Below are 20,428 nucleotides of genomic sequence, written 5' to 3'. Positions count from 1 at the left end.
TTAGTCTGTATAGCCCATTAAAATTCGAGCATACGGAGAGTTAGACGGTAAAACAATGACCGTTTCCTCACCGATTGTTGTCTCATACGATTCTAACGTACGATACAATTGATAAAACTCAGTGTCACGACCGAATGATTCGTTATAGATACGGGCTGCTTCTGCTTCCCCTTCCCCGACAATCTCATTAGCATCGGCATTGGCTGTTGCAAGAATTTCCGTTACTTCGCGGTCTGTATTAGATTGGATTCGGTTCGCTTCCGCATCCCCTTGTGACAAGTATTCTTGAGCAGTCGCATGACGCTCAGAGATCATCCGACTATAAACCGCTTCTTCATTCTCCTCTGGTAAATCGGTACGCTTCATTCGAACATCAGTTAACACAATTCCATATTGATTTCGATCTAATGCTTCATTTACCCGGTCACGAACTAATTCATTGAAACTACCACGTGAAGATGTTTCATCTTCATTAATAATTTCATCAAACTCTAATTGTCCTAACTCTGCACGAATGGCAGAGAAGATCAACTCACCCATAATGGCTTCTGCACGTTCCTGTGTCACTGTATTGGAGATCATCAGTTGTGGATTTTCTATTCTCCATACAGCGTAATGGTCCGCTAGCACTCGTTTCTGATCTCTCGTATTAATTTCAGCTGGTGGAATATCATAAATTAATTGATATTTTGGTAGAGAAGAAACGCTTTGAATAAATGGGATTTTATAACTTAATCCAGGTTCAGCTTCTATCCTAACAACTTCACCAAATTGACGAACCACTTTAAATTCCCCTTGTTCTACAATAAAAAGATTACTAATGATCGTAGCTAAGATCACAATTAATAGAATGGCCATCGCTCCAAGCTTAGAGTACTTTCTCCACTCATCGCTTGGACGGCGTTCATTTAGATCTACAATGTTCTCATCACTCATTAGTTACTCCCTCCTTCAGCAGAACTCTGTCCACGTTCTAATGGTCTGATTGGTAAGTAACTTACCGTATCGTTGTTGCTATCCATTATATAAATCTCTGTATTTGGTAACACATTTTCAAGGGTTTCAAGCACAAGACGCTGCCTCGTTACTTCAGGATTGACTAGATACTCATTATAAAGTGCATCAAACCTTGCTACATCCCCACGCGCTCGTTCAATACGCTCTGCTCTTGTACCTTCTGCACGGGACATGATGGCATCCTTTTCCCCTTCAACTTCATTGATTTGTTGGTTGCGGTATCTTGTCGCTTCATTAATTTTTGTTAAACGTTGCTCACGTGCATCTGTTACTTCAATAAACGCACGACGTACTTCATCCGTTGGTAGCTCTACATCTTGAAGCTTAACATCTTGTATACTAATTCCTATTTGATAGATTTCAAGTAACTCAATTAAGTTCTCAAATACTTGTGCCTCAACTGCCGGTCTTTGATCTGTTAAGACATCATCTATAGTCGTACTACCTATGACCGTTCTTAATGCAGACGAGGTTGCATTATACAATACCTCACGTGCATCAACTGAGCTATATAGGTATTGTTCTGGGTCAGTAATTCTCCATTGGACTGCTAAGTCAGCAAAAAGGATGTTTTCATCACCAGTAATCATCTTTGCTTCACGAGTAAACTCAACGACTTCACCATCTTCTTCTTTATAACCAACTTGAAGGTTATACGTTCCCCTTGATAGAATTTCAACTCTTTGAATCGGCCATGGCAGCTTAAATTTCAAACCAGGTTCTGTAATTGTTTCATCTACCTTTCCAAATGTGATAAGTGCTGCTTGTTCAGACTCATCTACTATGTACCAGCCAGTTGCTAGAAAGAGGGCCAGTATCGCAACGCCTATTAAAGAGCCAAACCCAACCAATAATTGCTTAACTGTCATCGTATCATCCCTTCCCTGATGTTCTACTACTTTATACGATTCTTTAAATGAATCGGTTTCATAAACTTTTAAAGAATCCCATTCTTTTTTATTATAGTACATAATGTAAGACGAATGGGCCTTTTCACCGAAAACGTCTCACCAAAATTTAGGTAAAAGAAGCATAAAAAAAAGACGTGAGCATAAGGGGGACGCTCACGTCTACAAAGGGAAGTACTATTATGCAAGTAGGGTTTCTACTTACTAGCAGTGATGAAATCCGTTCTCTGCTAGTATAATCGAACAAGATTAAGAACGTTTTAACCGTTTGTAAATGTTTTGTAAATGTAGAAGTATATTAGGTAGCTTTTCCTTTTGGCCGCCTTTATTCTTCTCGATATCGTTTCAATTTAATTGTAAACGTCGTTCCTTCCCCTAATTTACTTGTTACAGCCATCTTTCCGTGATGAGCTTCAACTAGATGTTTAACAATGGCCAGTCCTAAGCCTGTCCCTCCAGAATTTCGACTCCTCGCTCGATCAACACGATAGAACCTCTCAAAAATTCTAGGCAACTCATTTTCACCGATTCCTACACCCGTATCAGAGATCTCTAAAATTACTGTGTCCTGCTCCCCTTTTAAAGACACATGAACAGAGCCTCCTTGCGGGGTATACATGATTCCATTATTAATTAAATTAATGGCAATTTGTTTAATACGTTCAGTGTCACCTTCAAGTGTCACATCCCCTTCTGTGTTCACTTGTAAATCTATTTGCTTAGCCTTTGCTTTATCTTTTAATAAATCAAATACTTCTCCAACAACTACCTGTAGATTAGTTCTTTGCCAATTGAGCTGAAAATAAGCTTGCTCAATCCTAGAGAGATCCAACAAATCTTGAATTAAGTTCTGAAGCCGCTCACTTTCTTTGGCTATAATCGTCAAAAACTTCTCACGCAATGATTCTGTGTTCATGGCACCATCAAGTAGAGTCTCTGTAAACCCTTTAATTGATGTAACAGGTGTTTTAAGCTCGTGAGAAACATTTGCCACAAAATCGGTACGAACTTGTTCAAGCTTCTTTAACTCCGTCATATCATGAAGTACAAGGACGATTCCTTTCAACTTATCTCGATTGCTCATAACTGGTGCTCCATACACATCGAAATGCCGCACCTCTAGCTGAACAGGAAACGAAATGTGTGCTCTTTGTTTTTTTTCGGTTAAAAAGATAGTTTGAACAATTTTAATTACTTCTTTATGTTTAATAACATCATGATACAGTTCGTGTTTCCACAAATCTGTATTTTCTTGAAAGATGTCTCGACACGTTCGATTAATAAGAGAAATATCCCCTTTTGTATTTATTAAAATGAGTCCGCTTCCCATATTATCAATAAGAGTTTCCATTCGTTCTTTTTGAGCTTCATGTCGTTTGGTTAGTTGTTCCAAATTAAAAGCAAGGATATTAATGGATCTTGTTAATTGTCCAATCTCATCTCGCTTTCCTTCAGACGTTCTAGCTTTATAGTTTCCTTCGGCTAGTTCATTTGCGACAACCGTAGCGCTCTCTATAGGTCGGGTCATTTCATTCGTCACTCTATACGTAATGGAGACAATGATAACAAAGGCAACGGTAAAACTAATCCCTAATATCCACCAAATCATTTCCGACATTTCCGCTAATGTATCGGTAGAAAGGCCAAGTCTCAAATAGCCGATTTTACTTGCGTTCTCATCCAAGATTGGAACAGCGTAATAAAGCAGTTCATCATGAACGGTTTCACTGTAACGAATATAGGAAGCGTGTTTCCCCATTTCTACCGCTTCAATTTCTGGCCTATCAAGGTGATTATCCATCGTGACAGGATTTTCTGCTGATTCGCCAATAACCGTTCCATCTAGATCAATAATGGTTACTCTAGAGTCAAGCAAGGTTGAGATTTCTAGAGCCTTTTTCTGTGCATTTTCTAAATCAAGTCTCTCAGTAGCTAACATATAGGCAGCTAAATTGGCTTCTTTCTCCACTCGTTCCGTAACATAGTTAATATAAAAATCCTGATACAGTTGACCGATAACAATACCTACTCCTGTCAAAACAAGTAGTGTAATCGACAGGACGGCAACCATAATCTTAATTCTTAGCTTATACATTAAGTGAAGGATCCTCTAATTTATATCCAAGCCCACGAATTGTTTTTATATAAGTTGGCTTTTTCGTGTTCTCTTCTATTTTTTCACGAAGATGACTAATATGAACATCGACAATCCTTGTGTCTCCAACAAATTCATAATTCCAAACCGCATTTAGTAGTTGATCTCTCGTTAATACTCGCCCTTTATTAGTAGCTAAGTACAACAATAACTCAAATTCTTTTGGTGTTAGTTCAAGGGCTGTTTGCTTGAAAAGAACTTCATAATTATCAGGATGAATTTCAACCTCTCCAAATCTAATGACGTTTTCCTTTTGAGCGGCAAGTTCCGTACTTGTTTCTAAAGTGGGTGGTTGTACTCTTCTTAAGATTGCTCGAACCCTTGCAACAACTTCTCGCGGACTAAATGGTTTAGTCATATAGTCGTCAGCTCCAAGCTCAAGACCTAGAACCTTATCAAACTCATCGTCTTTTGCCGTTAACATGAGAATGGGTGTTGTTACTTTATTTTGTCTTAAATGCTTGCAAACATCTAAACCATCCATTTCCGGTAGCATTAAATCTAAGATGAGCAAATCATACGATTTTTCTGTAGCTAATTCTAAAGCCGTTGCTCCATCCATTGCTGTTGTCACTTCAAAGCCTGATTGCTCTAAATTAAACTGCAGTAACGTAACAATTGATTCTTCATCATCAACAATTAACAAACGCTGTGACATTATTATCCTCCCAAAAATCGCTTCAAAGAAACGGGTAAATGTAACGGTTCATCCTGCTTTTTGCCCTTATAGGGCTCTTTTTCTCTTTATAAAATTAGTATATCAAACTATATGTAAATTGCTAACAAAAAAAGAGAAAGCCTCTCACGATTGTCGCGAGAAGCTTTCTTAACTATTATTATTCTTTAGGTAAGGCAGACATCACGTTACGAACAGATTCGACAGACTTAGCTAGAGCGGTCTTTTCTTCATCTGTTAAATCTAATTCAATAATTTTCTCAATTCCATCTCCGCCTAGGATAGTCGGAACACCTACATAAAGATCTTGGTATCCATACTCCCCTTCAAGATAAGCAATGGTTGGAATAACACGTTTCTTGTCTTTAATAATTGCTTCAACCATTTGGGTAAGCGAGGCTGCTGGTGCATAATAGGCACTTCCGTTACCTAGTAATCCAACAATCTCACCGCCACCTTTACGAGTACGCTCTACGATAGCATCTAAGCGATCTTGAGGGATTAACTTCTCTAGCGGAACGCCTCCTGCAGCTGAATACCGAATAAGTGGTACCATGTCATCTCCGTGTCCACCAAGAACAAATCCAGTAATATCTTCAACAGAAAGGTTCAGTTCTTGAGCGACGAACGTACGGAAACGCGCTGTATCAAGAACTCCAGACTGACCAATGACACGATTTTTAGGGAATCCAGATTCTTTGTAAACGGCATATGTCATAGCATCAGCTGGATTGGTTAAGACGATAATATAACAGTTTGGAGAATATTTCACTACCTCTCTAGTAACGACTTTCATAATCCCTGCATTCGTATTCACTAAGTCATCACGGCTCATTCCAGGCTTACGTGCGATACCTGCAGTAATGACCACTACATCAGAATCTTTTGTATCTTCATAGTTAGATGTGCCAATAATATTGGAATCGATTCCTGCTACAGGAGTTGATTCCAGCATATCTAGCGCTTTTCCTTTTGTAGGACCTTCCATTTGTGGTATATCTAAAAGAACAACATCTCCCAATTCCTTTTGAGCAACCATAAGAGCTGTTGTGGCACCAGTGAACCCACCGCCGATAACGGAAATCTTTCTACGCTTAATTGCCATCGTACACTCACATCCCGTTTAGTAATTTACTTGATTGACGAAAGTTGAAAGTTTTACAACACTTCTAATTATATCCAAAAGAGCGTTGAGTTATAGGAATAAATCAGTTGAAACTATACAAAAAGGGAAAAGTTTCCTTTTCCCTTTTGTTTGAACTGTGCAAACATTTGCAATGGCTCCACTCACCGTGCGCCTTTGAGAAGATCACTCAAAAGGCTTAAAACCTTTACGGTGGCTGCGCTCATTGCTTCGATTTATACCCAAAAGGGAAAACCGCCCTTTTGGGTATAAATCTCTTATAGGTTTTTGATTAATTCTTCAGCAAATCCTGAGCATGATACTTCTGTTGCTCCGTCCATTAGACGAGCGAAGTCATATGTTACAACTTTGCTAGCAATCGTTTTATCCATTGAAGCCATGATAAGGTCCGCAGCTTCAAACCAACCTAAGTGGCGAAGTAATAGCTCACCAGAAAGAAGTACAGATGATGGATTAACTTTATCAAGACCCGCATATTTAGGTGCTGTACCATGAGTAGCTTCGAAAATAGCATGTCCTGAATCATAGTTAATGTTTGCTCCTGGAGCGATACCAATTCCACCAACTTGTGCAGCTAAAGCATCAGAAATATAGTCACCATTTAAGTTCATTGTTGCAACAACATCGAACTCTTTTGGACGAGTTAAAATTTGTTGTAAGAAGATATCTGCAATCGAATCTTTTACAATGATTTTACCAGCAGCTTCTGCTTCTTCTTGTGCTTTGTTCGCTGCATCTTTGCCTTCTGTCTCAACGATTTTATCGTATTGAGCCCATGTAAATACTTTATCACCGAATTCACGCTCAGCTACTTCATAACCCCAGTTTTTGAACGCTCCTTCTGTAAACTTCATGATGTTTCCTTTGTGAACAAGCGTTACACTCTTACGGCCTTCATCAAGAGCATATTGAATTGCCGCACGAACTAGTCGGTCTGTTCCTTCCTGAGAAACTGGCTTAATACCAATACCAGATGTTTCAGGGAAACGAATTTTAGTAGCGCCCATTTCATTTTGTAAGAACTCAATTAACTTTTTAACTTCATCAGAACCTTCTTTGTACTCAATACCTGCATAGATATCTTCTGAGTTTTCACGGAAGATTACCATATCCGTATCTTCTGGACGTTTAACTGGTGAAGGTACACCTTGGAAATAACGAACTGGACGAAGACACACATAAAGATCAAGCTCTTGACGTAGTGCTACATTTAAAGAACGAATTCCGCCACCAATTGGTGTAGTTAAAGGTCCTTTAATTGCGATCATATATTCACGAACAGCATCTAAAGTTGCTTCAGGAAGCCACTCACCAGTTTGATTGTACGCTTTTTCTCCAGCTAAAATTTCTTTCCACTCAATTTTCTTTTCACCGTTATATGCTTTTTCAACTGCCGCATCTAACACACGAGAAGCAGCTGCCCAAATATCTGGTCCAATTCCGTCACCTTCAATATAAGGAACGATTGGGTTGTTTGGCACATCTAGAACACCGTTGTTTACTTTGATTACTTGACCGTTTGACATAGTACATAACCTCCTAATGAATTAAAAAAGAATAAATTCTAGTTCTCTATTATGTTGCTATTCTTTTAAAGAATTGTCAATCTATGTACAGGGAGGAACATCCTCCCAGATACGCATTAACGCTGTTCTATCGGAATATAACTTTGTTTATTTGGTCCAATATATTCAGCTCGCGGACGAATCAGTCTGTTATTGCTATACTGCTCTAAAATATGAGCTAACCAGCCTGAAGCTCGGCTTACTGCAAAAATTGGAGTGAATAAATCATGCTTAATACCTAAGCTGTGATAAACACTAGCAGAATAGAAATCTACGTTTGGAAGTAACCCTTTTTCGCCTGTTACCATATCGTTGATTTGCTTAGACATTTCATACCATTTTGTCTCACCCGTGATTTCAGTCAAACGTTTAGACATTTCACGTAGGTGTTTGGCACGTGGATCTCCATCTTTATAAACGCGATGACCAAATCCCATAATTTTCTCTTTGTTATCGAGAGCCTTACGGATATATGGTTCTACGTTATCAACACTTTCAATTTCCAATAACATCTTCATTACTGCTTCATTCGCGCCACCATGTAATGGACCTTTTAAAGCCCCGATTGCTGCCGTAATACCAGAGTAAACATCAGAAAGTGTTGCTACACAGACACGTGCAGTGAACGTTGAAGCATTTAACTCATGATCAGCATGTAGCACTAGTGCTTTATTAAATGCATTAATCGCAATCTCATCTGGTTCGTTACCAGTTAGCATGTATAGAAAGTTTGCAGCAAATCCTAAATCTTTACGTGGAGCTACAGGCTCAAGTCCCTCGCGCAATCTTGAAAACGCTGTCACTATTGTTGGGATTTGCGCTTGTATTTTAATAGCCTTCAGACGATTAGCATCCTCATCCATTACATCTGCATCTTCATCAAATAATGCCAGACTTGAAATAGCTGTACGAAGGGCAGCCATAGGGTGTACCTTATCAATTGGATAAGCCTTCATTTGGTCAATTATCTCTTTTGGTATTTCAGCATGGCTAGCAAGTTCCAAAGTGAATTGACTAAGCTCATCCGCTTTCGGTAATGACCCATTCCAAAGGAGGTAAATTACCTCTTCAAAACTCGCATTATCTGCTAAATCATCAATATCATATCCTTGGTAAGTAAGGACACTTTCAATGATGGAACTAACACTTGATTGCGTTGCTACAATACCTTCTAGACCACGAGTTGTACTCACGTTAACCTCTCCTTTTCTCTAATATCATTTCGGTCCTCAAACTAGTAAGTGCTTACACTCCATTAGGAGAATAAAAGCTACGCTATGTAAGAAGGATGTTCACAAGTTCCATTATAACGATTTCTTACGCTTTTGTGAACGTTTTCTTGCAAAGTTATTAATAAATTGCAAAAGTTTCATTCGTTAAACTATTTAGATATTTAAATTTAGGTGGCACTCATCCACCTAGATGAGTGAAGTATTCAACGATTTTCATGGCGAAATAAGCAATACCTGCCCCTATAAGAGGCCCTACAGCTACACCATTAAATAACGCAACTGCTAAAATCGTTCCAAATACTAAAGCCGTTGTTATATGTGGATCTGATTGCAATAAATCAATTCCATTAGCTGCAATAAGAGCAACAAGAATACCAGCTCCAAGCGCGATCCAAGCATAATACGATCTAACTGCTTCTCCCAATTGTTTAAAACCAATCTCACCAGTAACAATGGGTGTTAACACAGCAATTGTAATAATGGTTACACCAATGTTAATTCCTTTTTGTTGAAAGAGAGGGAAAAGTTTATCTCCCAATCCTACCCATTTAATTACTAATAGAAATAAAACAGCAACAATGAGCGATTGATTTTTTGCGACAACCGCCACAAGTAATAAAATCAACATAAAAATGGATGCTTGTGAAAACAAGTTTCTACCCTTCTTCCTCACTTGCAAACAACATGCAAATGCAAATCATAGCTACGTTTTATGATACCATATATTCCCTAAATGATCTAATATCAGCTATTTTCTTGTCATAATAACAAAATTTCCGTTTTTAATCATATGATGAAACAGTTTTAATAGAAACGCTTTTGCAATTGTCCGAGTAGCTGGAATTAACAAAAAGAACCCTATTGCATCTGTAATAAATCCAGGTGTTAATAAAACTACCCCACCAACTAAAATACAAATTCCATCGAGAAGAACACCGCTAGGCAATTGTCCTTGTTGTGTTTGTAATTGAGCTAGACGTAATGCTTGAAGTCCTTCTTTTTTCGCCAACCACGCTCCTAGTACACCTGTCGCTATAATTAAGAGAATTGTTGGCCAAACACCTAATACATTTCCTGATAATATTAATACAGCTATTTCAAGGGCTGGAACAATGATAATTAAAAGCAATAATAATCGAAACATTCGTTGCTCCTCTCTTTCATTTATCTAATTAGATCCTTTTTGATACAGCAAGAGGAGAAGGGAACTCCCTTCTCCTCGTTATTTATTATAGTACACTTGTATGACCTCTGTAAATGTCACCTCTAGCACTATCAACCGTAATCTCTTCTCCATCCTTGAATAAATCCAAGGCACCTTGAACTCCTACAATAACCGGAGTACTTAGGTTTAATCCAACAACAGCTGCATGAGAAGTTAATCCACCTTCTTCAGTAATAACAGCAGCAGCCTTTTCAAAAGCTGGAATCATATCTTTATCAGTACTATAAGTGACTAAAATAGATCCCTCCGTTGTCTTGGCATTTGCTTCATCAGCCGATCTAGCAATAACAACACGTCCAGCAGCTGAACGACGACCAATTCCTTGGCCTTTCGCAATAACTTCACCAATTACATGAACTTTCATAATATTAGTCGTTCCTGATTCACCTACTGGTACCCCAGCTGTAATAACAACTAAATCACCTTGTTTAATCGATCCTGATTCTAAAGCTGTTCCGATCGTTGATTCAAACATTTCATCCGTAGAAGAAGCTTCATTCCCCAAAATTGGTGTAACACCCCACACAAGATTCAGTTTACGAATCACTCTTGGATTGCTTGCCACTGCTACAATTGGTGATTTAGGACGATATTTTGAAACAATGCGTGCTGTATGTCCACTTTCTGTTGCAGATAAAATAACAGATGCTGACAAATTGAAAGCGGTGTGTGCAACAGATTGACCAATAGCACTAGTGATTGTCGTCGTTTCTTCTTTTGTTTTCTTACGAAGCATCGAAGCATAATTTAACGCTTGTTCTGTACGAGTCGCGATATTGTGCATCGTTTGAACAGACTCTACAGGATAATCACCAGCTGCAGTTTCACCAGATAGCATAATAGCATCCGTACCATCAAAAATAGCATTAGCTACATCACTTGCTTCTGCACGAGTTGGTCTCGGGTTACGTTGCATAGAATCAAGCATTTGAGTTGCTGTAATAACCGGTTTTGCCACAGCATTACACTTTTTAATAAGTACTTTTTGTACAAGAGGTACTTCTTCAGCAGGAATTTCAACACCAAGGTCACCACGAGCTACCATCAGACCATCAGATACTTCTAAGATTTCATCAATATTGTCGACGCCTTCTTGGTTTTCAATCTTAGGGATAATATGAATTTCGTTTCCACCATTAGTATCAAGTAATTCACGAATTTCAAGTACATCAGTTGCTCTACGCACAAAAGAAGCTGCAATGAAATCTACGCCTTGCTCAATACCAAATTTAATATCAGCGGCATCTTTTTCCGTGATTCCTGGAAGATTAACACTTACATTCGGAACGTTTACTCCCTTTTTATTTTTCAATGTTCCACTGTTTAACACTTTTGTAACAAGTTGCTCTTCTCCAACTTCTGTAACTTCTAGACCAATCAACCCATCATCAAGTAGAATCTTTGATCCTGGGTGTACATCATTAACTAAGCCAGGATATGTAACAGAAATCTTCTTATTGTTTCCTACAACTTCTGTCATAGAAATAATTAATTCATCGCCAGCCGTTAACTCCGCTACTCCACCTTCAAGTGTTTGCGTACGAATTTCTGGACCTTTCGTATCAAGTAAGATCGCAACTGTTTTTCCAGTTTTCTCAGCAGCCGCACGAATGTTACGAATTCTTGCTCCGTGTTCTTCAAAATCACCATGTGAAAAATTCAAACGTGCAACGTTCATCCCTGCCTCGATAAGGGATTCTAACTTTTCAATTGATTCACTTGCTGGTCCAATCGTACAAACAATTTTCGTTTTGCGCATAATATCCTCCTATATGCTTTTTTTAATACATCTTTTTATTTACTACATTAGATCAAAGAATCATTTCCAAAATGTAAATCTACATAAAGCGGTTTCGCTTATTATTTCTTAGCTGTTTTCACGAATCAGCTAAGATCAGAACCTTAAATAGATAGTTGCTGTGAAAGCTTGTACATATCCATATCAATTGTATGTTTACGAGCTAACGCCTCATCAATATCATGATAAACAAGCTCGTTTTTCTCTATACCTACTGTCACTCCTGCTTTTCCTTCTAAAAGGAGATCCACCGCTTTTGCTCCTAAACGACTTGCTAAAACGCGATCAAATCCCGTCGGAGATCCTCCACGCTGAATATGACCTAATACGGTAACTCTCGTTTCAAGATTCATCTCTTCATTAATTCTCTTACCAAAATCAAAACCAGAGCCAACACCCTCAGCTACAATAATGATACTGTGTTTTTTGCCACGCTCTTGTCCACGTTTTAATCGAGCAATGATGTCAGACATTTCATAATCTGCTTCTGGTACGACAATGGTTTCGGCACCGTCAGCTAATCCTGACCAAAGTGCAAGATCACCTGCATGACGTCCCATTACTTCGATCACATATGTACGTTCATGTGAAGTGGCTGTATCACGAATTTTATCAATAGCATCTATGACTGTATTTAAAGCCGTATCAAAACCAATAGTAAAGTCAGTCCCAGGAATATCGTTATCGATTGTTCCAGGAACGCCAATAGTCGGGAAGCCATGCTCCGTTAATTTTTGAGCACCTCGATACGATCCATCTCCACCAATAACAACAAGTCCTTCAATACCAAATTTCTTTAATTGCTCAATCCCTTTTTTCTGGCCTTCAAGTGTTTTAAATTCTTCACAACGCGCCGTATAAAGCATCGTTCCCCCGCGGTGGATGATATCACCTACTGACCCTATTTCCATTTTCTTAATATCACCATTAATTAACCCTGCATACCCGTATGAAATTCCGTAAACCTCTAAACCATGAAAAATAGCTTTACGAACGACAGCACGAATGGCAGCATTCATTCCAGGTGAATCCCCACCACTAGTTAATACTCCTATTCTTTTCATTTCCATTCCTCCTCAAACTAAAACGTAAAAAATATGTTGAAAAGTTCAATGCTACTAATAGCATGTGTACTTTCACTCTCAATATATGTAATGATTTCTTCTCCATTTTTTAAAATACCACTTTAGTGAAGTGAACACAATACAGATCCTTCCATTAGAAAAAGTGCTTTCTAAAAAGTAGAAAGCACTTATCCTTTATTTAAAGGAATGGCATCGTTTACATACGTAAATTGTCCAATATTTTTATATTTTTGATAGCGCTGCTCAATAAGCTCTTCTTCCGTTAGTTTTGAAAGTTGAGTTAACGATTCATGAAGGATTTCATCAATTGATTCGCTTTGTTGAACAAGATCACGATGAGCGCCACCCTTAACTTCACGAATAATACCATCGATGACCCCTAATTCCTTCAAATCTGGCGCTGTAATTTTCATTGATTCGGCTGCTTTTTGGGCCAGAGAAGCATCTTTCCATAATAAAGCTGCTGCTCCTTCAGGTGAGATGACGGAATATGTTGAATTCTCTAACATATGAAGATGGTTACCAACGCCAAGTGCAAGAGCACCTCCGCTTCCCCCTTCACCAATAACGATACAAACAACAGGGACTGTTAAACCAGCCATTTCTAGTAGATTTCTAGCAATAGCTTCACTTTGTCCTCTTTCTTCTGCTGCTTTCCCTGGGTATGCCCCTTTTGTGTCAATAAAGCAAACAATAGGTCGTTTAAATTTCTCAGCCTGTTTCATTAAACGTAAAGCTTTACGGTACCCTTCAGGATGCGGCATGCCGAAGTTACGACGAATGTTTTCTTTCGTATCTTTTCCGCGTTGGTGTCCTATAACAGTGATAGGGCTCCCCTTATATTTAGCAATTCCACCAACAATAGCAGCATCGTCACCATAAAGACGGTCTCCATGCATCTCGATAAAATCTGTAAATAATTGTTCGATATAATCTAAAGTCGTTGGACGTTCATTATGTCTAGCAATTTGAACCCGTTCCCACGGCTGTAGATTGCCATAAATATCACGTTCAAGTTGTTGCAAACGTTTCTCTAATTTAGTGATCTCATCTGTTAAATCAATCTCTTTCTCTTCGGTAAATGTTCGAAGTTCAGAAATTTTATTTTTTAATTCTATAATAGGCTTTTCAAAACCTAGTTCACTTGCCATGCTTTTGCACCTCCTTTATGAAGCATGAATATCTAAAATCGTGGTTAATAGTTCTTTCATCTCAAGACGGGATACAACCCGGTCTAATTGACCATGCTTTAAAAGGAACTCTGCTGTTTGAAAATCATCCGGTAACTCTTGTCTGATTGTTTGTTCAATAATCCGGCGTCCTGCAAAGCCAATTAATGCTTTTGGTTCAGCAAAATTATAATCTCCTAATGAGGCAAAACTTGCTGAGACTCCACCCGTTGTTGGGTGTGTCATAACAGAAATAAATAAGCCCCCCTGTCGGCTTAATTTTTCTAGTGCCGCACTTGTCTTTGCCATTTGCATTAAGCTTAGTACACCTTCTTGCATCCTCGCCCCACCTGAGGCAGAAAACAAAATAAACGGTACACCCATCTCAATTGACTGTTCTACCGCTCTCATAATTTTTTCACCAACGACCGAGCCCATGCTTCCCATTCTAAACCTTGGATCCATAACGGCTACTACTGCTCCATATCCATTAATCGTGCCTTTTCCAGTCACAATTGCCTCATTTAGCTCCGTCTTCTTACGGTCTGCTTCAAGCTTTTCTTCATAAGTAGGGAAATTCAGCGGATTCTCACCAATCATATTTTTATCAAATTCAACAAAGCTTCCTTCATCAAACAAACTGTCAAAGCGCTCGTAAGCCGTCATTCGGAAATGATGTCCACAAGAATCACAAACATGCAAATTATTCTTTAACTCTTTTGTGTACATAATGGTTCTACAAGACGGACACTTTGTCATTAATCCTTCTGGTACTTCTTGTTTGGCCCGTTCAGAAGGAATTGTGGCATATCTCTTTTTTTTCTTCAGAAAATCCTTAAGCATTTTTCCACCTCACTCGCTAAAAGCTTGTTAATTAACCATATGGTTGTCTTTCCATAAATAGTACAAGCTAAAAACGACTATTTTCTAAATGTTTCCTCATAGCCTCGGTTGCCGCTTTTTGATCACGATTTTTCAATGCTTCATAAATTTCCACATGCTCTCCAAGAGAGACTAGCATCCTTCCTTCTCTTTGTAAGGAACGTTCAATCGCTACTTTATTATATTCAACCAACGAAACCCATAAATTTAGAAGAAGGCGATTGTGACTTGCTTCTACAATCGTTTTATGAAAGAGGTAATCTTCTTCTACAGGTAAATCTCCATGAGACCATTCTTCTTTTGCTAGATCGATCAATTTTTTTATTTGATCAACCGAATCATCGGTGATTCGATCACAAGCCAGCTTAAGAGCCTCAAGCTCTACAATTCTCCTTGTTTCCGTTAAATCCTTCCTTGCATTATCATCTTTAAGGAGAAAAGATAATAAAATTTCGACAAGGCGGTAACTTCCAAAGGGTTTTATATAGGTTCCTTCCCCGCGTCTTGTTTCAATTAGATCTAAAAGTTCTAGAGCTCTTAATGCCTCTCGAACAGAGGAGCGACCGACATCTAGACGGTCGCTCAATTCTCTTTCAGATGGGAGTTTGTCACCACTTGTTAACTGGTCTTCATTAATAATATTGTTAATTTGTTTAATGACTTCTATATAGACTTTTGGTTGTTCCGATGACATTTGTCACCTCACCTCAGTTATAAACAGATTTCTTACTCTTCATCCCCAATAAGTGCCAATTTCCTTGTTTTTTCTGCTATTTTTTCTGGATCTACTTTCTTGCGTGCTACTCCTGTTTCCATTGCTGTTTTTGCAACAGCAGCTGCAACTGCTGGGGCAACACGTGGATCAAATGGTGCTGGAATGACATAATCAGGGGATAGATCTGTTTCCGATACTAAGTCAGCAATGGCATAAACAGCTGCTACTTTCATCTCTTCGTTTATATGAGTAGCTCTTACATCAAGCGCTCCACGGAAAATACCAGGGAAAGCCAACACGTTGTTTACTTGGTTTGGAAAATCTGAACGACCTGTCCCAATAACACTCGCCCCTGCTTTTTTAGCCTCTTCTGGCATAATTTCTGGAACCGGATTGGCCATGGCAAAAATAATAGGATCAGCATTCATGCTTTCAACCATTTCTTTTGTTAATGCCCCAGCAACAGAAACACCAATGAATACATCCGTTCCTTTAATTACGTCCGCTAAACTACCTTCTAATCTGTCACGATTCGTAAATTTAGCAACTTCAGCTTTCATATCATTCATTCCATATGTTCGCCCTTCAAAAATTGCTCCCTTTGAGTCACATAAAATAACGTCTCGGACGCCCATACGCTGCATAAGTTTAATAATCGCAATTCCAGCTGAACCTGCACCATTAGCTACCACTTTAATTTCTGAAAGTTTTTTTCCAGAGATTTTTAAAGCATTAATTAAACCAGCTAACGTAACAATAGCTGTACCGTGTTGATCATCATGGAACACTGGTATATTCGTTTCTTTCTTTAGTCGCTCTTCAATTTCGAAACACTCTGGTGCTGCGATATCTTCCAAATTCACTCCACCAAATGTCGGCTCCATTAATTTTACTGTCTCGATAATTTTCTCAACATCATTAGAACGTAGGCAAATTGGGAAAGCATCCACACCTGCAAATGATTTAAATAAAACAGCTTTCCCTTCCATAACAGGTAACGATGCTTCCGGACCGATATTCCCTAGTCCGAGTACAGCCGTTCCATTGCTGACAACGGCTACCATATTGCCTTTCATTGTATATTCATAGACATTTTCCACGTCTTCAAAAATTTCTTTACAAGGTTCTGCTACACCTGGAGAATACGCCAAACTCAAATCCTTTGCATTTCGAACAGCTACCTTTGTTTTTGATTCAAGTTTTCCTTGGTTTACACGATGCATATGTAAGGCTTCTTCTCTTGTGGTTGCCACAACGACACTCTCCTTTTTCTACCTCAGTTTTATATTTTACTGGTCTGACCACTTAAAAACAATTTTAATTATATAAAAAAATCTACCATTAGCCAACCCTAATAACTTAAATAGTACTTATTCTTTTAAGATTACGTTTTGAGGCCCCAATAGACTTTTTACTATCTCTATAAAAGATTGATCTGCTTCGACTTTATACTCATCACTTAAATGCTTCGTCTGTTTTGACTGTTCATAATAAAGGATAACAGGAGTTGTCCCATCCTGCGCTAGCAAAAGAGCCCTTACCCTCTCTAATACATCGGATTTCTGATGGTTCTCACTGATTCGTAAATAAAGAGTGCCGTACGAATTCTCTAATGAACTCAGCGATTTGACATTCGACACAATCCATTGAGATCGACCTTGGGTTTCGTCAAATTTAGCTTCAATGAAAACCAACTCTCCTTCTTTCATAACGTGCTTTGTACTTTCCCATATACGCGGAAAAATAACTAGTTCCCCGGACGCTGATTCATCCGTTACTAGTGCAAAAGCCATAGATTCCCCTTTCTTCGTTTTTATCCTTTTCACTTGTGTAAGAAGACCTGCGATTTTAATCGTACCTTTTCGTTTGGTTCCTTCTTGTAACATCACTCTCCCTTTAGCTTCTAATCTTTCTCTATATTGCTCAATAGGATGCCCTGACAAATAAAAGCCTAAAGCTTCTTTTTCATAATCCAATTTCTCTTGAATAAGCAGTGGCTCCATTTCATTGTATTCTGGAGCTTGAATATCAAGTGTAAAGAGACCTTCTGTTTCATGTTGAAACGAATTAACTTCAGCGGAAAAGCGGATTGCATCTTCTACTGAGTATAATAATGTTGCTCTATCAGTATGAAAATCATCCATTGCTCCTGCCTTTATTAATTGTTCGATCGCTTTCTTATTCACTATTTTTTCATTCATTTGAACAGCAAAATGGAAAAGATCCTTAAACGGTTCAGCATTTCTAGCTTGAACAATCCATTTTGCTGCCTGTATTCCAACATGACTAATCGGCAGTAAACCAAACCTAATCCCTTCATCTTCTATCGAGAATAACACTCTACTTTTATTCACAGATGGTGTCAACACTTGATAACCTGCGTCTTTGCATTCATGAATGTGTTGAGCTAACTTTTCTGTGTTATTCCAGACGCTCGATAATAGCGAAGTATAAAAGGCAATCGGGTAGTTCGCTTTAAGGTAAGCTAAGAAATAGCTGATCAAACTATAAGCGACTGCGTGACTTCGATTGAAACCATAATTAGCAAATCGCTCAATCATTTCATATACATCTAAAGCAACTTGCTCTGTATACCCATTACGTGTAGCCCCTTTTACAAAAGCTTCTCGTTGCTGATCCAGCTCTTCTTTTTTCTTCTTTCCAATGGCTCTTCTAAGAAGGTCTGCTTGAGCGAGAGAGAAACCTGCCATTTTAGCAGCAACTTCCATTATTTGCTCTTGATAAATTAGAACCCCATATGTTTTTTTTAAGATCGGTTGTAAGTCTTGGTGAACATACGTAACTTCTTTCCTCCCATGCTTTCCATCGATATAAGAAGGGATGTATTCCATTGGACCAGGACGGTAAAGGGCATTAACAGCGACAATATCTTCAAATTCAGATGGCTGTAATTGTTTCAAAACTTTTCTCATACCATCCGATTCTAGTTGGAAGATCCCCGTTGTTTCACCACTTCCTAGTAACTGATAGGCTTTTTCATTATTTAAAGGTATTTTCGAAAAATCAATTTCAACACCATAATGAATGTCTATTAATTGGGCAATATTTTCTAAAAGAGTTAAATTGCGTAGCCCTAAAAAATCAAATTTTAAGAGTCCTACTTTTTCTACTACCTCCATCGTCCCCTGTGTTAACGAAATGGAAGCTTGTCCAGCTTGAAGTGCAATCATATTGGTAAGCGGCTCTGCACTAATGACAATACCTGCAGCATGTGTGGAGGCATGGCGTGGCAACCCTTCTAATTTGGTCGCAATCTTCCATAAATTTACTAACTCTTCAGAGTCATGAACCAATGTTTGTAATTGACTATTTTTCTGCAAAGCCTGTGTTAAAGTCATACCAGGTGCGCTTGGAATTTCTTTTGCTAATTGACTTATTACGTAACTATCAATTCCTAATACTTTCCCAACATCGCGAATGACCGCCCTAGCAGCTAACGTTCCGAATGTAATAATTTGAGCTACATGTTCTGGTCCATATTTACGTTGAACATATTCAATAACCTCATCACGACGATGATCTGGAAAGTCGATATCGATATCCGGCATAGAAATTCGCTCATGATTTAGAAACCGCTCAAATATCAAGTCATAATATAATGGATCGACATCGGTAATTTGTAAAACATAGGCCACTAGAGATCCTGCTGCCGACCCCCGACCAGGCCCTGTTAGAATCTTCTGCTCTCTCGCATACTTCATAAAATCCCAAACAATTAAGAAGTAATCATTAAAGCCCATTTGATTAATAACTGCTAATTCTTTCTCTAGTCTCTTCCTCACATCTTCACGAATTTCTCCATAGCGATGTTTAGCACCTTCTTCACACAAACGTTTTAACAAATCACTGACATTTCCTCGTTCAACCGGGTAGCTAGGTAATTTCAATTGCCCTAGCTCAAGCTGAACGGAGCAAAGTGTTTTAAATCGTGCTGTTTCCTCTAACGCTACGGGATCTTCTGAAAAACGCTCCAACATTTCATCAGGTGCCTGTAAATAAAAAGTACGTTCCTCCTGCCCAAGCGGATAGTCTTCTGCCTTCACTCCTTCTCGGATGGCACGAACGACTTGATAGGAAATAGCATCCTGTTTTTCTATAAAGCGAGTAGGATGAGAAGCTAATCGTTTAATTCCACTTCTTTCAGAGAACAGTTGAACCTTTTTGTATTTTTCAGTACTAGTGACACCTATCATTTGCATTTCCAAAAACCAATCTATTGAACTGGTCTCTCCCTTCCATGAACGGCACCAAGCTAAAGCTTGATCAAATTGACCTTTTTGAATGTATGTTTCAATTGGACTTTTCTGAAATGGGAGAACGATAAGAACATCTTGAAAATATGGAGTTGCTTCTTCTTTTGTTAAACTAGAAAACTTATCTTGTTTATGTCCCATTTTTGTCGCTAACTTCAAAAGATTGGTGTATCCTGAATGATTTTTGGCATACACGCGAAGCAACGAATATTCCCCTTTTTGGGATTCAATTGTGATCTCTAAACCAAAGATTGGTTTAATATTATATTTTATACAAGCCTGGTAAAACGGTACGGCCCCATACATCACATGATGATCACATAAAGCCAGAGCATGATATCCAAGCTCTTTCGCCTTTTTTACTAATTCCTCTATTCGATTGGTTGATGATAGAAGACTGTATTCACTATAAATATGCGTTTGAACAATCTCCATACAACTCGCCTCAACTTTCTTTTAAGTACATTTGTTCTTCTAGTATAGTACAAATTCTATGTTTATGAATATGAGTGGAACTTGAGAGTTTTAATTCGTTGTCATAAATGTTCCTTTTTTCTCTTATAAATGATATGGATAAGCTATA

16 protein-coding genes are annotated in these 20,428 nt (G+C 38.4%); all 16 read right to left on the bottom strand.

Annotated features, from left to right (window positions below):
* The 16 genes from hflC to dnaE all read right to left on the bottom strand — a co-directional run bounded on the left by hflC (window position 1) and on the right by dnaE (window position 20,280).
* The gene (gene hflC, locus N0O92_RS04205) at window positions 1–936 is read right to left on the bottom strand and encodes a protease modulator HflC (RefSeq protein ID WP_315613400.1); all 936 of its coding nucleotides are present in this window, start codon (window positions 934–936) and stop codon (window positions 1–3) included.
* Window positions 936–1,886 carry an FtsH protease activity modulator HflK gene (gene hflK, locus N0O92_RS04200; RefSeq protein WP_315613399.1) on the bottom strand — a complete coding sequence of 317 codons (951 nt, stop codon included), beginning with the start codon at window positions 1,884–1,886 and terminating at the stop codon, window positions 936–938. Before hflK ends, hflC begins: the two co-directional genes overlap by 1 nt.
* 364 nt (window positions 1,887–2,250) lie before the next feature.
* On the bottom strand, window positions 2,251–4,020 hold the full coding sequence (gene pnpS / locus N0O92_RS04195) for a two-component system histidine kinase PnpS (protein WP_315613398.1): 1,770 nt from the start codon (window positions 4,018–4,020) through the stop codon (window positions 2,251–2,253).
* Window positions 4,013–4,738, bottom strand: a complete 726-nt coding sequence (locus N0O92_RS04190) for a response regulator transcription factor (protein ID WP_315613397.1) — start codon at window positions 4,736–4,738, stop codon at window positions 4,013–4,015. The genes pnpS and N0O92_RS04190 overlap by 8 nt, the downstream gene beginning before the upstream one ends.
* 178 nt (window positions 4,739–4,916) lie before the next feature.
* Complete coding sequence (mdh, locus tag N0O92_RS04185; RefSeq protein WP_315613396.1) at window positions 4,917–5,861, bottom strand: malate dehydrogenase; 945 nt, start codon at window positions 5,859–5,861, stop codon at window positions 4,917–4,919.
* 296 nt (window positions 5,862–6,157) lie between these two features.
* Window positions 6,158–7,426, bottom strand: coding sequence for an NADP-dependent isocitrate dehydrogenase (gene icd / locus N0O92_RS04180; RefSeq protein WP_315613395.1), 1,269 nt, complete (start codon window positions 7,424–7,426; stop codon window positions 6,158–6,160).
* 116 nt (window positions 7,427–7,542) lie between these two features.
* Complete coding sequence (gene citZ, locus N0O92_RS04175; RefSeq protein WP_315613394.1) at window positions 7,543–8,658, bottom strand: citrate synthase; 1,116 nt, start codon at window positions 8,656–8,658, stop codon at window positions 7,543–7,545.
* Between the two features lie 217 nt (window positions 8,659–8,875).
* Complete coding sequence (locus tag N0O92_RS04170) at window positions 8,876–9,349, bottom strand: DUF441 domain-containing protein (RefSeq protein WP_315613393.1); 474 nt, start codon at window positions 9,347–9,349, stop codon at window positions 8,876–8,878.
* A gap of 96 nt (window positions 9,350–9,445) precedes the next feature.
* Complete coding sequence (locus N0O92_RS04165) at window positions 9,446–9,841, bottom strand: FxsA family protein (RefSeq protein WP_315613392.1); 396 nt, start codon at window positions 9,839–9,841, stop codon at window positions 9,446–9,448.
* Window positions 9,842–9,926: 85 nt separating this feature from the next.
* Window positions 9,927–11,681, bottom strand: a complete 1,755-nt coding sequence (pyk, locus tag N0O92_RS04160; protein ID WP_315613391.1) for a pyruvate kinase — start codon at window positions 11,679–11,681, stop codon at window positions 9,927–9,929.
* 143 nt (window positions 11,682–11,824) lie between these two features.
* Window positions 11,825–12,784 (bottom strand): 6-phosphofructokinase, encoded by a 960-nt coding sequence (pfkA, locus tag N0O92_RS04155; protein WP_315613390.1) that lies wholly within the window; start codon window positions 12,782–12,784, stop codon window positions 11,825–11,827.
* Window positions 12,785–12,972: 188 nt separating this feature from the next.
* Entirely contained in the window at window positions 12,973–13,956 is a 984-nt protein-coding gene (gene accA, locus N0O92_RS04150) for an acetyl-CoA carboxylase carboxyl transferase subunit alpha (RefSeq protein WP_315613389.1), read from the bottom strand.
* A gap of 15 nt (window positions 13,957–13,971) precedes the next feature.
* Complete coding sequence (gene accD / locus N0O92_RS04145; RefSeq protein ID WP_315613388.1) at window positions 13,972–14,817, bottom strand: acetyl-CoA carboxylase, carboxyltransferase subunit beta; 846 nt, start codon at window positions 14,815–14,817, stop codon at window positions 13,972–13,974.
* Between the two features lie 67 nt (window positions 14,818–14,884).
* Complete coding sequence (locus N0O92_RS04140; protein ID WP_315613387.1) at window positions 14,885–15,550, bottom strand: FadR/GntR family transcriptional regulator; 666 nt, start codon at window positions 15,548–15,550, stop codon at window positions 14,885–14,887.
* 32 nt (window positions 15,551–15,582) lie between these two features.
* The gene (gene ystJ, locus N0O92_RS04135) at window positions 15,583–16,794 is read right to left on the bottom strand and encodes an NADP-dependent malic enzyme (RefSeq protein ID WP_315613619.1); all 1,212 of its coding nucleotides are present in this window, start codon (window positions 16,792–16,794) and stop codon (window positions 15,583–15,585) included.
* 147 nt (window positions 16,795–16,941) lie between these two features.
* Window positions 16,942–20,280, bottom strand: a complete 3,339-nt coding sequence (dnaE, locus tag N0O92_RS04130; protein WP_315613386.1) for a DNA polymerase III subunit alpha — start codon at window positions 20,278–20,280, stop codon at window positions 16,942–16,944.
* Window positions 20,281–20,428: the final 148 nt, after the last annotated feature.

Source organism: Alkalihalobacillus sp. MEB130 (assembly GCF_032335535.1).
GTDB lineage: Bacteria > Bacillota > Bacilli > Bacillales > Bacillaceae_D > Halalkalibacter.
The sequence above is the reverse complement of the archived record's forward strand: the minus strand, read 5'-3'. Positions and strand labels throughout refer to the sequence as shown.